Source organism: Priestia sp. TSO9 (assembly GCF_021029645.1).
GTDB lineage: Bacteria > Bacillota > Bacilli > Bacillales > Bacillaceae_H > Priestia > Priestia megaterium_E.
This window is the reverse complement of record NZ_JAJEKD010000015.1, coordinates 1,202,090-1,216,788: the sequence shown is the minus strand read 5'-3', so window position 1 is coordinate 1,216,788 and position 14,699 is coordinate 1,202,090. Positions and strand designations below refer to the sequence as shown.

Genomic DNA, 14,699 nt, shown 5'->3' with positions numbered 1-14,699 from the left:
GCTTGAGAGAATAACTGGAGCCGAGTGGTTATAGATGATTCTGAAGTGAAAATAAGACAGAATAATAGCGGAGGTTACTATGTTTCGAAACGTAGCAGAACTAGTAGAATTAGCAGAAAGTCAAAATGTAAAAATTGCAGAGATTATGATTCAACAGGAAATAGATATCACGGGAGTTACTCGTGAAGAAATTATGGAAAAAATGGACCGGAACTTAACGGTTATGGAAGAAGCGGTTGAACGAGGTTTAAAAGGGGTACAGTCTGTTACAGGTTTAACAGGCGGAGATGCAGTGCTGCTTCAAAACTATATTCAAAGTGGAAAATCTTTATCTGGAAATTTAATTTTAGATGCAGTCAGCAAAGCTGTAGCGACAAACGAAGTAAATGCGGCAATGGGGACAATCTGTGCAACGCCTACTGCTGGATCTGCGGGGGTAGTGCCAGGAACGCTGTTTGCAGTGCAACATAAGCTAAACCCAACTCGTAAAGAAATGATTGAATTTTTATTTACATCAGGTGCTTTTGGGTTTGTTGTAGCCAATAATGCGTCTATTTCAGGAGCAGCAGGCGGATGTCAAGCAGAAGTTGGTTCAGCTTCAGGTATGGCAGCAGCAGCGATTGTTGAAATGGCAGGAGGTACACCTAGTCAGGCAGCTGAAGCAATGGCAATTACTCTCAAAAATATGCTAGGATTAGTATGTGACCCAGTAGCGGGGCTAGTAGAAGTTCCATGTGTGAAACGAAACGCAATGGGAGCGGCGAATGCAATGATTGCAGCAGATATGGCCTTGGCAGGCATTACAAGTCGTATTCCATGTGATGAAGTCATTGATGCTATGTATAAAATTGGTCAAACAATGCCGGTTGCATTACGAGAAACTGCACAAGGAGGCTTAGCGGCAACACCAACAGGTCGCGAGCTTGAAGCGAAGATCTTTGGTATTGCATTAAACAAAAGTGAATGAACTAACAACTATTTCAATTAAAACCATTAAAGGTATTGGAGAGGAAACAGCACAAGCATTAGAGGATATGCATATTCACAGTGTGCATGACTTATTAGAACATTTCCCATACCGCTATGAAGATTATGAGTTAAAAGATTTGGCTGAAGCAAAGCACGACGAAAAGGTCACCGTAGAAGGAAAGGTTCACAGCGTCCCCTCGCTTACGTATTACGGAAAAAAACGTTCGCGCCTGACATTTCGACTGCTAGTAAACCGCTATTTGATTACGGTTACTTGTTTTAATCGCCCTTACTATAAGTCAAAGTTAGAAATCGATCAAACTGTTACGGTTACGGGGAAATGGGATCAGCATCGGCAAACGATTAACTTGCAGGAGCTTCAATTTTCTCCGTTTGTTAAAAATCAAACGATTGAGCCTGTTTACTCGGTTAAAGGCAGCTTAACGGTCAAAGGAATGCGGAAGTTCGTCTCTCTTGCGTTGAAGAATTATGGCAGCAGCATTCAGGATATGCTCCCGGCTTCTATTCGTTCTAGATACAAACTAGTAACGCGTGAAGAAGCGGTTAGAAGTATTCACTTGCCTCGTGATCATGAAGATTTAAAACAAGCAAGACGTCGATTTGTCTATGAAGAATTTCTACTTTTTCAATTAAAAATGCAGGCGCTTAGAAAGCGCGAAAGAGAAGAAACGCCTGGAATGAAGCAAGCGTTTGATTCAACTGAGCTGGTAAACTTCACGAACTTGCTGCCGTTTCCGTTAACAAACGCTCAAAAACGTGTAGTAAACGAAATTACGCACGATATGAAATCGCCTTATCGCATGAATCGCTTGCTGCAAGGTGATGTAGGGTCAGGTAAAACAGTCGTAGCAGCGGTTGCTTTATACGCCACTGTTTTAGCAGGGCATCAAGGTGCTTTAATGGTACCGACTGAAATTTTAGCTGAACAGCATGCTGAGTCATTGACTGCGATGCTTGAAAAGGTAGGAATCAGCGTAGGCTTGCTAACAGGGTCTGTTAAAGGAAAAGCAAGAAGAGAGCTGCTTCAGCGAGTGAAAGACGGAGATGTTCATGTATTAGTAGGTACACATGCCTTAATTCAAGACGAAGTTATATATAATAGCTTAGGACTCGTCATTACGGATGAACAGCACCGCTTTGGAGTTGGGCAGCGCCGGGTTTTACGTGAAAAAGGAGAGAGTCCTGATGTACTGTTTATGACGGCGACTCCTATTCCAAGAACTCTTGCTATTACGGTGTTTGGAGAAATGGATGTGTCCATTATTGATGAAATGCCAGCAGGACGTAAGGCAATTGAAACATACTGGGTAAAACATGATATGCTTGAACGTATTTTACATTTCGTTGAAAAAGAAATACATGACGGCAGACAAGCTTACGTTATTTGTCCGTTGATTGAAGAATCGGACAAGCTGGATGTTCAAAATGCAATTGATGTACATGCAACACTCACTCACTATTTTAATGGAAAAGCAAGCGTTGGTCTCATGCACGGAAGATTGTCACCTGATGAAAAAGAAGAAGTGATGAAACAGTTTAGCGTAAATGACGTGCAGATTTTAGTATCAACAACGGTTGTAGAAGTAGGAGTGAACGTTCCGAATGCAACCGTGATGGTCATTTATGATGCAGAGCGCTTTGGGTTATCTCAGCTTCATCAGCTAAGAGGACGCGTAGGACGAGGAGATGCACAGTCGTATTGCATTCTGCTCGCGGATCCGAAATCAGAAGTTGGAAAAGAACGAATGACCATTATGACGGAAACAAACGATGGATTTGTATTATCAGAAAGAGACTTAGAGCTTCGTGGACCTGGTGATTTCTTTGGCAGAAAACAAAGCGGGATGCCTGAGTTTAAAGTAGCCGATATGGTGCACGATTACCGTGCGCTTGAAGTAGCTCGAGAAGATGCTGCTAAGCTTGTAAATTCCGACAGCTTTTGGACAGAAGATCAGTTTGCACTGCTGAGAATACAACTAGAAGCAACGGGCGTATTGACTGGAGAAAAATTTGATTAGTAAAAGAGACTGAAACAAAGTAGTTTAGTTGAAGGAAAATCCGAACGATCAATCGTTCGGATTTTTTTCATTGTGGTGATGAACGTAGATTTCATGTATGTGATGGGTATGTAGGTGCTTCTAACTGTTAAGTAAAGGGCATGGCACTCCTGCGGGGAAAGCGAAGTCTTGCACGGAAATCAGCAGCGGTGTAACAAGCAATCTATACGAGCTCCTTTATCCCATTTGTTCATCTTTAGATTGAAGTGACAATCTCTTTTCGTCTATAAAGATAAAAAGCGGCTTAGAGTGAAAGAGTTAGCGGCTGGTGGCCATTACTACGACGTCAATGCACAGAATACAGCATGTGAAAAATGTTGCAATTAGAAGGCAATGATTATATACTGCTATTAGTACCTAGTATTAAAAGTTCGGATGGTGGACAATGAAGCGCAGTAAAAAAGAAAGACAGCAGCTATTAAAAACGACAATTGAAGAAAACCCATTTATTACGGATGAAGAACTAGCAGACCGTTTTTCAGTGAGCGTTCAAACAATTCGATTAGACCGCCTAGAGTTGTCGATTCCTGAACTGCGAGAACGTATTAAGCATGTAGCTTCCAAACAACTAGACGAGGAAGTGCGTTCGCTTCCGATTGAAGAAGTAATTGGAGAAGTTATCGACATTGAACTAGATCAATCAGCGATATCTATTTTTGATGTGAAAACAGAGCATGTGTTTCAGCGTAATCAAATTGCTCGTGGTCACCACCTTTTTGCGCAAGCTAATTCGTTAGCTGTCGCTGTTATTAACAACGAACTAGCGCTCACAGCAGATGCGTCGATCCGTTATCATCGCCCTGTTAAGCTTCATGAACGAGTGATAGCAAAAGCGAAAGTTCTGTCAACTAGTGAAGTGCGAACCACCGTTGAGGTAAACAGCTATGTAGGGCAAGAGCAAGTGTTCTCTGGCACTTTTAAAATGTATCGTTCTACAAAGGATAAATAATAAAAAGGATGAGACGCAACATGAAACTAGCTATTGATGCAATGGGCGGAGATCATGCACCGAAAGCCATTATTGAAGGTGTAGAAAAAGCTACTGCTCAATTTAAAGAATTACATATTACGTTAATTGGAAACGAATCAGAAATAAAAAAGTATTTAACAAATTCAGATCGTATTTCGATTATTCATACAGAAGAAACCATTGATGCAACTGATGAGCCAGTGCGAGCTGTGCGCCGTAAAAAACAAGCATCTATGGTATTAATGGCAAATGAAGTAGCCGAAGGTCGTGCGGATGCTTGTATTTCAGCAGGAAACACAGGTGCGCTAATGACAGCGGGACTTTTTATTGTAGGTCGTATCAAAGGCATTGAACGTCCAGCACTTGCTCCGACGCTTCCGACACTAGATGGAAAAGGCTTTTTGATGCTAGACGTTGGTGCAAACGTTGATGCCAAGCCTGAACATTTGCTCCAGTACGCTGTGATGGGGTCTGTGTATGCCGAAAAAGTACGCGGCATTCAAGCTCCTAGAGTGGGGCTGCTGAACATTGGAACTGAGGATAAAAAAGGAAATGATTTAACAAAGCAAGCCTTTCAGCTGCTAAAAAATGCTGATCTTAATTTTGTAGGCAACGTGGAATCCCGTGATTTGCTAAACGGCGTAGCGGATGTGGTTGTAACAGATGGTTTTACAGGGAATATGACTCTTAAGAGCATTGAAGGAACGGCGCTTTCCTTGTTTTCTATGATTAAACAAGAATTAATGAGCACGTTAAAAAGCAAGTTAGCCGCAGCGGTGCTAAAACCTCAGCTGCAGGGGTTGAAAGCGAAAATGGATTACAGTGAATATGGAGGCGCAGGGCTGTTTGGATTGCATGCGCCTGTTATCAAAGCGCACGGTTCGTCGGATGCGAATGCAGTGTTTAGCGCGATTAAGCAAGCTGTGAATATGGTGGAAAACAATGTGTCTTCCACTATTCAAAAAGCAATCGAACAAACTGCTAATGAAGAAAAGGAGAGATAAGAAATGGGGAAAATTGCATTTATCTTTCCAGGCCAAGGGTCACAAACTGTTGGTATGGGAAAAGATTTATATGATGGAACAGAGGAAGCGAAAAAGCTGATTCATACGGCTGACGAAGCTTTAGGATTCAGTCTTTCAAACATTATTTTTGAAGGGCCTCAAGAAGAATTGACGTTAACTTATCATGCTCAACCTGCTCTTTTAGCAACGAGTACAATGCTGCTTGAAGCATTTAAAACGAGCGGAATTACACCCGATTTTGTTGCGGGTCACAGTCTAGGAGAATACAGTGCGCTTGTGGCTGCTGAGGTTTTATCGTTTGAAGATGCCGTTGTTGCTGTTCACAAAAGAGGTCGCTATATGGACGAAGCTGTACCAGCAGGTCAAGGTACAATGTCAGCAGTGCTTGGCATGTCAGCAGAAGATCTAGAAGCTGTTACCGCTCAAATTACAAGCGAAGGCGACGCTGTCCAGCTTGCAAATATTAACTGTCCGGGTCAAATTGTTATTTCAGGTACGGTAAATGGCGTAGAAAAAGCTGGAGCTCTTGCCAAAGAAAAAGGTGCAAAACGCGTGATTCCTCTAGTGGTAAGCGGTCCGTTCCACTCTAGTTTAATGAAGCCAGCCGCTGAAAAACTACGTGATACGCTAGAAACAGTGGGCTTTAGCGATGCGAAAGTTCCAGTCATAGCAAACGTAACAGCAAAGCCGGTTACTGACAGTCAAGATATTCAAAACAAGCTAGTGGAACAGCTGTATTCTCCGGTGAGATGGGAAGAAACAGTTGAGACACTTCTTGCAGAAGGTGTAGATACATTTGTTGAAATTGGACCAGGAAAAGTATTATCAGGTCTTGTGAAAAAAGTAAATCGCCGTGCGGCTGTTTATGCTGTTAATGATCTTACATCATTAAAATCAACGATTGACGCACTAAAAGGGGGAGAATAACATGTTACAAGGGAAAGTTGCGGTTGTAACAGGCGCTTCTCGCGGAATTGGTCGTGCCGTTGCAATTGAGCTCGGAAAGCTTGGTGCTAAAGTAGTTGTAAACTATTCTGGTAGTGAAGCGAAAGCTCTTGAAGTAGTGGATGAAATTAAAGGATTAGGAACGGATGCAATTGCTGTACAAGCAAATGTGGCGGAAAGTGATTCTGTACAAGCAATGATAAAAGAAGCGATTTCTACATTTGGTTCAGTAGATATTTTAGTGAACAATGCGGGCATCACACGTGATAATCTTCTTATGCGTATGAAAGAAGACGAATGGGATGATGTTATTAATACAAACTTAAAAGGCGTATTTTTGTGTACAAAAGCGGTTACTCGTCAAATGATGAAGCAGCGCGCAGGACGTATCATTAATATTTCATCAATTGTCGGCGTCAGCGGTAATGCTGGACAAGCAAATTATGTAGCAGCAAAATCAGGCGTGATTGGTTTAACAAAAACAACTGCTAAAGAATTAGCAAGCCGCAATATTACAGTGAATGCAGTTGCTCCTGGTTTCATTGCAACAGACATGACGGATAAATTGAATGAAGAAGTGCAGGCGGAAATGTTAAAGCAAATTCCTCTTGCAAGCTTCGGCCAGCCTGAGGATGTTGCGAACGCAGTTGCGTTTTTAGCATCAGATGCAAGCCGCTATATTACGGGTCAAACGATTCACGTTGACGGCGGAATGGTGATGTAAAAAAGGCACTTTACGAAAAGTGTAATTTGGTGATAAAGTACAAAGGGACGTTTACTAGGCGACCGATAAACTTTATTATTCAACCATAGTATTTTAGATGGAAATCATCTATAATGACTTGAGGGGAGGTGAAGAACAATGGCAGAGGTACTAGAACGCGTAACAACAATCATTGTTGATCGTCTTGGTGTAGACAAAAGTGAAGTGAAACTAGAATCTAGTTTCAAAGAAGACTTAGGTGCTGACTCTCTAGACGTAGTTGAATTTGTAATGGAGCTTGAAGAGGAATTCGATATCGAAATTTCTGACGAAGAAGCTGAAAAAATTTCAACTGTAGGAGATGCAGTTAATTACATACAGAGCCAAATTTAATCTGTAGTATATGTATGAAAAGCCCCGTTAAACAGCGGGGCTTTCTCTTCTTTTTAAGAATTTCAAAAAAAGACCTCTTTTTTTGAAAAGGTAGTGTATCTTTTAGGATACCTCGTTTTATAATGAGAGATGTTAGGAAAAAACTACGAAACAATTGAAGCAGGTAAGCGGAGGTATTTTATGCCTAAACAATATTCAAATCGAGATCGAAAGATAAACGTGAAATTCAAGCAAAATTTTGCAGAGTTTCAAAAGGAAATTGGTATTCAGTTTACAAATGAAGCGCTTCTTTTTCAAGCATTTACACATTCATCCTATGTGAATGAGCATCGCAGAAGACCGTATGAAGACAACGAGCGTCTTGAGTTTTTAGGAGATGCTGTATTAGAACTAACCGTATCACAATTTTTATTTAAAAAATATCCAACGATGAGTGAAGGTGAGTTAACGAAGCTTCGTGCAGCAGTTGTGTGCGAACCGTCGCTTGTTACTTTTGCAAATGAAATGGATTTTGGTAAACTAGTGTTACTTGGAAAAGGTGAAGAGATGACAGGCGGCCGATCTAGACCGGCTTTACTGGCCGATGTGTTTGAAGCATTTATCGGAGCTCTTTATTTAGACCAAGGGCTTGATACGGTAGTAACGATTCTAAAAAAAGTTGTCTTTCCAAAAATTAATGAAGGTGCTTTTTCTCATGTGATGGATTTCAAAAGCCAGCTTCAAGAAGTGATTCAACGTGATGGAGTTGGACACTTAGAATACAAAGTTTTGCAAGAAAAAGGTCCAGCGCATAATCGCGAATTCTTATCTCGCGTATCGTTAAATGGTGAAGAGCTCGGCGTTGGTGTAGGGCGTTCGAAAAAAGAAGCAGAGCAAAAAGCAGCTCAAGTAGCTATTACGAAAATTAGAGCAAGTCAAACGAAATAAAATGATCCCCCTCTTAACGTATTCGTTATAAAGGGGGATTTGCTATGAAAAAATTACATGTGTGAGGGGGGATTTCTATGTTCCTCAAACGATTAGATATTGCAGGGTTCAAATCGTTTGCAGAAAAAGTATCGATAGATTTTGTGCCAGGTGTAACGGCGGTAGTAGGACCGAATGGAAGCGGAAAAAGCAACATTACGGATGCCATACGCTGGGTGCTTGGAGAACAGTCAGCCAAATCGCTTCGTGGAGGGAAAATGGAGGACATTATTTTTGCAGGAAGCGAATCGCGCCGTGCAGTAAATGTTGCTGACGTAACGCTTACGTTAGAAAATGATGACCAGTTTCTCCCGCTTGACTACCATGAAGTTAGTATTACAAGGCGCGTGTACCGCTCAGGAGACAGTGAATTTTTTATTAACAACCAGCCGTGCCGCTTGAAAGATATTGTCGATTTATTTATGGATTCAGGACTTGGAAGAGAAGCTTTTTCGATTATTAGTCAAGGAAAAGTAGAAGAAGTACTAAGCAGTAAATCTGACGAGCGCCGTAAAATTTTTGAAGAAGCAGCAGGTGTATTAAAATACAAAACGCGTAAACGAAAAGCGGAGCTTCGACTTCTCGAAACGCAAGAAAATTTAAATCGAGTGGTAGATATTCTTCATGAAATTGAAGGTCAGTTAGAGCCTTTACAGATTCAATCGTCTATTGCAAAAGATTATTTGCAGAAAAAAGAAGAATTAGAGCACATTGATGTGGCTGTTACGGTATTTGAAGTTGAAGATCTTCATCAGAAATGGGAAAAATTAAAGGCTGAAATGGCTCAGCACGAGCAGCTCGAAGAATCTCTCGCGACGAATATTCGCACGCGTGAAGGAGAAATCCAGACCCTTCGTTTGCACATTCAGCAAATAGATGAACAACTAGACTCTTTACATAAAAAACTACTATATGTAAGTGAAGAAGTAGAAAAGCTAGAAGGCAAAAAAGAAGTATTAAAAGAGCGTAAGAAAAACGCCTTTCAAAATAAAGAGCAGCTGGAACGTTTAGTAAAAGAGTATACTCATAAGCATCAAGAGCTAAGTAAAGCAAAAGACAGCGAAGGAAAAGATCTTGAGCAATCTCAAAAAGAAGTACAAGAGATACGTCTAAAGCTTACTGAGCAGGAACAGCTGTTCAGGCAGTACAGCGAGAATCTAGAAGAAAAACTTGAACAGATGAAAAGCGAGTATTTTGAATTAGCGAACGCTCAAACATCCGCTCGAAATGAAATTTCATTTTTAGAGCAGCAAAAAATGCAAACGTTTGAAAAAGAGCAGCGTTTAACAAAATCCAACGAGCAATACGTAGAACAGCGCCGTGAATTAACGCAGCGAAAAGAAGCGGCGATCAAAAGGCTTGCTCAGTTTCGTCAAGAGCTTCAGCAGGCTGTACACGTGTATAAGCAACAAGGAGAGAAGCTTGAGTCATTAAGGCAAGCCTATCGTAAACAAGAGTCTACGCTTTATCAAGCTTATCAGTACGTGCAGCAGACAAAATCACGAAAAGAAATGCTTGAAGAGATGCAAGAAGACTATGAAGGTTATTTTCACGGTGTAAAAGAAGTGTTAAAAGCGCGTGATGAGAAGCTTGCAGGTATCAAAGGCGCCATTGCTGAGTTAATCAATGTTCCAAAAGAGTATGAAACAGCGCTTGAAATTGCGCTTGGAGGAGCAGCTCAGCATATTGTCGTTCAAGACGAACAAAGTGCACGTCAGGCAATTGGCTTTTTGAAACAAAATGGTTACGGGAGAGCTACATTTTTACCACTGACGTCTGTAAAAGACCGTTATGTTCCGGCTCAAACTATTTCTATGCTAGAGAGTCACGAAGCGTATGTAGGGATCGCTTCATCTCTTGTTAAATACGAAGCTACCTACGACCGAGTTATTAAAAATTTGCTTGGAACCGTTATTGTTGTCAATGATTTAAAAGGTGCAAATGAACTTGCCCGTCTTGTGCAGCATCGCTATCGTTTTGTGACCGTTAAAGGAGATGTCGTCAACCCCGGTGGTTCGATGACAGGGGGTTCCATGAAGCAAAAGTCCAACTCTTTATTAGGCCGTCAGCGTGAAGTGGAAGCCATTACGGCAAAAATAGAAGAGATGGAACAAAAGACGCTTGTGCTCGAGCAAGATGTAAAAGATAAAAAGTCACAGATTGAAGAGCTTCAACAGGAAATTAATAAACAGCAGGCATTTGTGGAACGCTTGAAAGACAAAGAGCAGGAATCTGACCGAGAAGTAAAGCAAATTGACATCGAAGAAAAAGCAGTGAATGACCGTTTAACCATGTACGATCATGATATTGCTAGCTTTAGACAAGATCAAACAAGCTTGTCCGCTCGAATTGATGAGCTGCATACGAGTTTGCAAGGAAATCAGCAGCAGGCAAATGTATTAGAGAAAAACATTGAAGAGTTAGCTGCACGCAAGCATACACAGCAAACGTCTAAAGAAACGGTTCAACATGAGCTTACAGAAGTAAAAGTGCTTCTTGCGAAAAAAGAACAGTTCCTCACAAATCAGCAAGAAAAATATGAAAGAGTGTGCTTTGAGCTTGATCAAACCATTCAGCGTTTGTCTGAAGCTACAGATGATCTTTCTCTTTTAACGAGTGAAATCACGAGCAATGACTCGGGTGAACTTAAGCTCGAAGAAGCGGCGCATGAGCGAATAAAAGAAAAGACAGAAACGTTACAATTAATGGATGACTGCAGATCAGAGCGGTTGAAAGCCCAGAATAAACTTGAAGACGAAGAGAGGGTTGTAAAAGAGCTGCAGCGTCAGTACAAACAAATTACGGATGCTTTAAAAGATGAAGAAGTCAAAATCAATCGAATTGACGTAGAGCTAGACAGCCGTCTGCAGCAGCTGACAGAAGAGTACGAAATTAGCTTTGAAGCAGCAAAAGAAAAATATCCTTTAACATTAGATATTCAAGAAGCGAGGAAAAAAATCAAGCTCATTAAGCTGGCAATTGATGAATTAGGAACCGTAAACTTAGGTTCTATTGAACAATACGAACGCGTTTCAGAGCGCTATGAATTTTTAAATACGCAGCGAGCGGACCTTGACGAAGCGAAAAATACGCTGTATCAAGTGATTGAAGAAATGGACGAGGAAATGAAGAAACGTTTTTCTGATACGTTCACTCGTATCCGCAATGAATTTGGTACAGTGTTCTCTTCCCTATTCGGAGGAGGAAAGGCGGATTTGAAATTAACAGATCCGAAAGATTTATTAAATACAGGTGTAGAAATTGTTGCCCAGCCTCCTGGGAAAAAACTGCAGAATCTAGGGTTGCTGTCAGGCGGCGAGCGTTCGTTAACAGCCATTGCCCTCCTGTTTTCTATTTTGAAAGTACGTCCGGTGCCGTTTTGTGTGCTAGATGAGGTGGAAGCGGCGCTTGATGAAGCAAACGTTCATCGCTTCGCTACGTATTTACGCAAATTTAGTAATCAAACACAGTTCATTGTTATTACTCACCGAAAAGGTACAATGGAAGAAGCTGATGTACTGTACGGTGTGACAATGCAAGAATCTGGCGTATCGAAATTAGTCTCTGTTCGTTTAGAAGAATCAAAGCAATATGTTTAACTCATAGAATGAAAGGGTGGTACGAATGAGCTTTTTTAAGAAACTAAAAGAAAAAATTACAATGCAAACCGATTCTGTTACACAAAAATTTAAAGATGGACTATCAAAAACGCGCAATTCTTTTTCAGAACGCGTGAATGATCTAGTGTCTCGCTATCGTCAAGTAGACGAAGAGTTTTTTGAGGAATTAGAAGAAATTTTAATTAGTGCTGATGTCGGTGTGGCTACCGTGTTGGATTTAATTGATGACTTAAAATCGGAAGTGAAACGCCGTAATATTAAGGATCCTCAAGATGTGCAGGCTGTTATCTCTGAGAAATTAATTGACATTTATGAGTCTGGTGAAGAGCAGATTGGTGAACTGAATATGCAGCAAAATGATTTAACAGTGATCTTGTTTGTAGGGGTAAACGGCGTTGGGAAAACAACAACAATTGGGAAAATTGCGCATAAATTCAAACAAGAAGGCAAAAAAGTTGTAATGGCAGCAGGTGATACGTTCCGTGCTGGTGCGATTGAGCAGTTAGAAGTATGGGGAGAACGCGTTGGTGTTGATGTTATTAAGCAATCTGCAGGTTCTGACCCTGCCGCTGTCATGTATGACGCTGTTCAGTCAGCCAAGGCTCGAAAAGCAGATGTTTTACTATGTGATACAGCAGGCCGCCTTCAAAATAAAGTGAATTTAATGAAAGAATTAGAGAAAGTAAAGCGTGTTATTGAGCGAGAAATTCCTGGTGCTCCTCATGAAGTACTGCTTGTACTTGATGCGACGACGGGTCAAAACGCTTTAAGTCAGGCTAAAACATTCTCAGAAGCAACGAACGTGACGGGAATTGTGTTGACAAAACTAGATGGTACGGCTAAAGGCGGAATTGTTCTTGCCATTCGAAACGAACTGAAGCTTCCTGTTAAATTCGTTGGACTTGGAGAAAAAGTGGACGATCTTCAGCCGTTTGACACGGAGCAATATATTTATGGATTATTTGCCAATGCTGTAGAAGAAGAAACAGAAAAAGAGGCGTAATCTAAAAAGAGGCTAGGATATAAGTATCTTAGTTGAAGGAAGATCCGAACGGTTCATCGTTCGGATTTTTTATTAGTAGGATGGACGCAGGTTTCATATTTATTCGTCTTTAAATTGAAGTAATTTAGTTATGTCTCCATCTCTTTTAAGTGGGAAAATGTGAGGTGTTAAGGAAAAAACTTGACATTCAAACCTCGCCTAGTTAAACTAATAACATGTAAAGGCTTTTCACTTAACAAGGGGGCGGTCAGATGGTTGAAAAGAGCGTGCATATGCTCGAAAAAACAACAAGAATGAATTACTTATTTGACTTCTATCAGGCGTTGTTGACGCCCAAACAAAGAAGTTATATGTCACTTTATTACTTGGATGATTATTCCCTCGGTGAAATAGCGGAAGAATTTGATGTGAGTCGTCAAGCAGTTTATGATAATATAAAACGTACAGAGCAAATGCTTGAACAATATGAGGAAAAGCTATTGTTATTTCAACGGTTTCAAGAGCGTCAATCAATTGTTCAACAACTGAAAGACGAACTTGCAGCCGACTTACACAAGAATAGTAAGCTTTCTTCTCTTCTTGATTCGCTCGAGAAATTAGATTAGGGGGCGGCGTATATGGCATTTGAAGGATTAGCCGACCGTTTGCAAAGCACACTGCAAAAGTTAAAAGGAAAAGGAAAAGTTAACGAAGCTGACGTTAAAGAAATGATGCGTGAAGTTAGACTTGCCCTTTTAGAAGCCGATGTAAACTTTAAAGTAGTAAAAGACTTTGTTAAGCGCGTAAGCGAACGTGCTGTAGGTCAAGACGTTCTTAAGAGCTTAACGCCTGGACAACAAGTTATTAAGGTTGTACAAGAAGAATTAACTGCACTTATGGGCGGAGAGCAAAGCAAGATTGCAGTAGCTCCGAAAGCTCCAACTGTAATTATGATGGTTGGACTTCAAGGTGCAGGTAAAACAACAACAACCGGTAAACTTGCCAATTTATTACGTAAAAAATATAACCGTAATCCATTGCTTGTAGCAGCAGATATTTATCGTCCGGCAGCTATTAAACAGCTTGAAACACTAGGAAAACAGCTTAGCATGTCTGTTTTTTCATTAGGTGATCAAGTAAGTCCTGTGGAGATTGCGAAACAAGCTATTGCTCATGCGAAAGAAGAGCATCACGATTATGTATTAATTGATACAGCGGGACGTTTGCATGTTGATGAAAATTTAATGGAGGAGTTAGAACAGATCAAAGAGCTTTCTAACCCAGACGAAATTTTCCTTGTTGTCGATGCGATGACGGGTCAAGATGCAGTAAACGTTGCGGATAGCTTTAATAAGCAATTAGGATTAACTGGAGTTGTATTAACGAAACTAGACGGCGATACGCGCGGTGGTGCAGCGCTTTCTATTCGTGCAGTAACCGATACACCAATTAAGTTTGTCGGTCTTGGAGAAAAAATGGATGCTATTGAAGCATTCCATCCAGAGCGTATGGCTTCCCGTATCTTAGGTATGGGTGATGTGCTGACGCTTATCGAAAAGGCTCAGGCCAATGTAGATGCTGAAAAAGCAAAAGAGCTTGAAGCTAAGCTGCGCACGCAGTCATTTACATTTGATGACTTTTTAGATCAACTTGCTCAGGTGCGTCAAATGGGACCGCTTGATGAGCTGATTGGTATGCTTCCGGGCGCCAATAAAGTAAAGGGGCTCAAAAACCTGCAGGTTGATGAAAAGCAAATTAATCATGTAGAAGCAATTATTCGTTCTATGACGAAAGCGGAAAAAACAAACCCTGAAATCATTAATGCAAGTCGAAGAAAGCGTATTGCAAAAGGAAGCGGACGTTCTGTACAAGAAGTTAACCGTTTGCTTAAACAATTTGAAGACATGAAAAAAATGATGAAACAAATGACAAATATGTCAAAAGGCAAGAAAAAGGGTATGAAACTTCCATTCTTTTCATGATAAAACGCTTGATTTGGACTGAAAAACCAAAGAAAATAAAATATTTTTCTAGTGTTAAGAAAAAAA

The 14,699-nt window shown here is 40.8% G+C and carries 12 protein-coding genes; all 12 read left to right on the top strand.

All coding sequences use genetic code 11. From position 1 onward, the window contains the following. The first annotated feature begins 79 nt into the window (after positions 1 to 79). The 12 genes from sdaAA (at position 80) to ffh (ending at position 14,633) form a co-directional block, all read left to right on the top strand. On the top strand, positions 80 to 967 hold the full coding sequence (gene sdaAA / locus LJC66_RS21455) for an L-serine ammonia-lyase, iron-sulfur-dependent, subunit alpha (RefSeq protein ID WP_013084817.1): 888 nt from the start codon (positions 80 to 82) through the stop codon (positions 965 to 967). Continuing rightward, positions 960 to 3,008 (top strand): ATP-dependent DNA helicase RecG, encoded by a 2,049-nt coding sequence (gene recG, locus LJC66_RS21450; protein ID WP_025750343.1) that lies wholly within the window; start codon positions 960 to 962, stop codon positions 3,006 to 3,008. Before sdaAA ends, recG begins: the two co-directional genes overlap by 8 nt. A gap of 424 nt (positions 3,009 to 3,432) precedes the next feature. Continuing rightward, positions 3,433 to 3,996 carry a transcription factor FapR gene (gene fapR, locus LJC66_RS21445; protein WP_013058909.1) on the top strand — a complete coding sequence of 188 codons (564 nt, stop codon included), beginning with the start codon at positions 3,433 to 3,435 and terminating at the stop codon, positions 3,994 to 3,996. 20 nt (positions 3,997 to 4,016) lie between these two features. After that, positions 4,017 to 5,021, top strand: coding sequence for a phosphate acyltransferase PlsX (gene plsX, locus LJC66_RS21440; RefSeq protein ID WP_028410795.1), 1,005 nt, complete (start codon positions 4,017 to 4,019; stop codon positions 5,019 to 5,021). Positions 5,022 to 5,024: 3 nt separating this feature from the next. Further along, complete coding sequence (gene fabD / locus LJC66_RS21435) at positions 5,025 to 5,969, top strand: ACP S-malonyltransferase (RefSeq protein ID WP_050689658.1); 945 nt, start codon at positions 5,025 to 5,027, stop codon at positions 5,967 to 5,969. Position 5,970: 1 nt separating this feature from the next. Then, positions 5,971 to 6,711: a 3-oxoacyl-[acyl-carrier-protein] reductase gene (gene fabG / locus LJC66_RS21430; protein ID WP_013058906.1), complete on the top strand. Its 741-nt coding sequence runs from the start codon at positions 5,971 to 5,973 to the stop codon at positions 6,709 to 6,711. Between the two features lie 138 nt (positions 6,712 to 6,849). Beyond that, complete coding sequence (acpP, locus tag LJC66_RS21425) at positions 6,850 to 7,083, top strand: acyl carrier protein (protein ID WP_013058905.1); 234 nt, start codon at positions 6,850 to 6,852, stop codon at positions 7,081 to 7,083. Between the two features lie 180 nt (positions 7,084 to 7,263). Then, complete coding sequence (gene rnc, locus LJC66_RS21420) at positions 7,264 to 8,010, top strand: ribonuclease III (RefSeq protein WP_028410797.1); 747 nt, start codon at positions 7,264 to 7,266, stop codon at positions 8,008 to 8,010. 77 nt (positions 8,011 to 8,087) lie between these two features. Beyond that, a complete protein-coding gene (gene smc / locus LJC66_RS21415) occupies positions 8,088 to 11,648 on the top strand; it encodes a chromosome segregation protein SMC (protein WP_028410798.1) in 3,561 nt (1,186 codons plus the stop codon). A gap of 25 nt (positions 11,649 to 11,673) precedes the next feature. Further along, positions 11,674 to 12,672 (top strand): signal recognition particle-docking protein FtsY, encoded by a 999-nt coding sequence (gene ftsY / locus LJC66_RS21410; protein WP_013058902.1) that lies wholly within the window; start codon positions 11,674 to 11,676, stop codon positions 12,670 to 12,672. Positions 12,673 to 12,944: 272 nt separating this feature from the next. Continuing rightward, a complete protein-coding gene (locus tag LJC66_RS21405; RefSeq protein WP_025750337.1) occupies positions 12,945 to 13,277 on the top strand; it encodes a putative DNA-binding protein in 333 nt (110 codons plus the stop codon). A gap of 12 nt (positions 13,278 to 13,289) precedes the next feature. Then, positions 13,290 to 14,633 (top strand): signal recognition particle protein, encoded by a 1,344-nt coding sequence (gene ffh, locus LJC66_RS21400; protein WP_013058900.1) that lies wholly within the window; start codon positions 13,290 to 13,292, stop codon positions 14,631 to 14,633. Positions 14,634 to 14,699 lie beyond the last annotated feature (66 nt).

Coding starts and splice junctions, on each gene's coding strand:
- fapR (WP_013058909.1), top strand. CDS start 3,433: ATGAAGCGCAGTAAAAAAGAAAGACAGCAGCTATTAAAAACGACAATT.
- LJC66_RS21405 (WP_025750337.1), top strand. CDS start 12,945: ATGCTCGAAAAAACAACAAGAATGAATTACTTATTTGACTTCTATCAG.
- sdaAA (WP_013084817.1), top strand. CDS start 80: ATGTTTCGAAACGTAGCAGAACTAGTAGAATTAGCAGAAAGTCAAAAT.
- fabG (WP_013058906.1), top strand. CDS start 5,971: ATGTTACAAGGGAAAGTTGCGGTTGTAACAGGCGCTTCTCGCGGAATT.
- plsX (WP_028410795.1), top strand. CDS start 4,017: ATGAAACTAGCTATTGATGCAATGGGCGGAGATCATGCACCGAAAGCC.
- ffh (WP_013058900.1), top strand. CDS start 13,290: ATGGCATTTGAAGGATTAGCCGACCGTTTGCAAAGCACACTGCAAAAG.
- acpP (WP_013058905.1), top strand. CDS start 6,850: ATGGCAGAGGTACTAGAACGCGTAACAACAATCATTGTTGATCGTCTT.
- smc (WP_028410798.1), top strand. CDS start 8,088: ATGTTCCTCAAACGATTAGATATTGCAGGGTTCAAATCGTTTGCAGAA.
- fabD (WP_050689658.1), top strand. CDS start 5,025: ATGGGGAAAATTGCATTTATCTTTCCAGGCCAAGGGTCACAAACTGTT.
- ftsY (WP_013058902.1), top strand. CDS start 11,674: ATGAGCTTTTTTAAGAAACTAAAAGAAAAAATTACAATGCAAACCGAT.
- rnc (WP_028410797.1), top strand. CDS start 7,264: ATGCCTAAACAATATTCAAATCGAGATCGAAAGATAAACGTGAAATTC.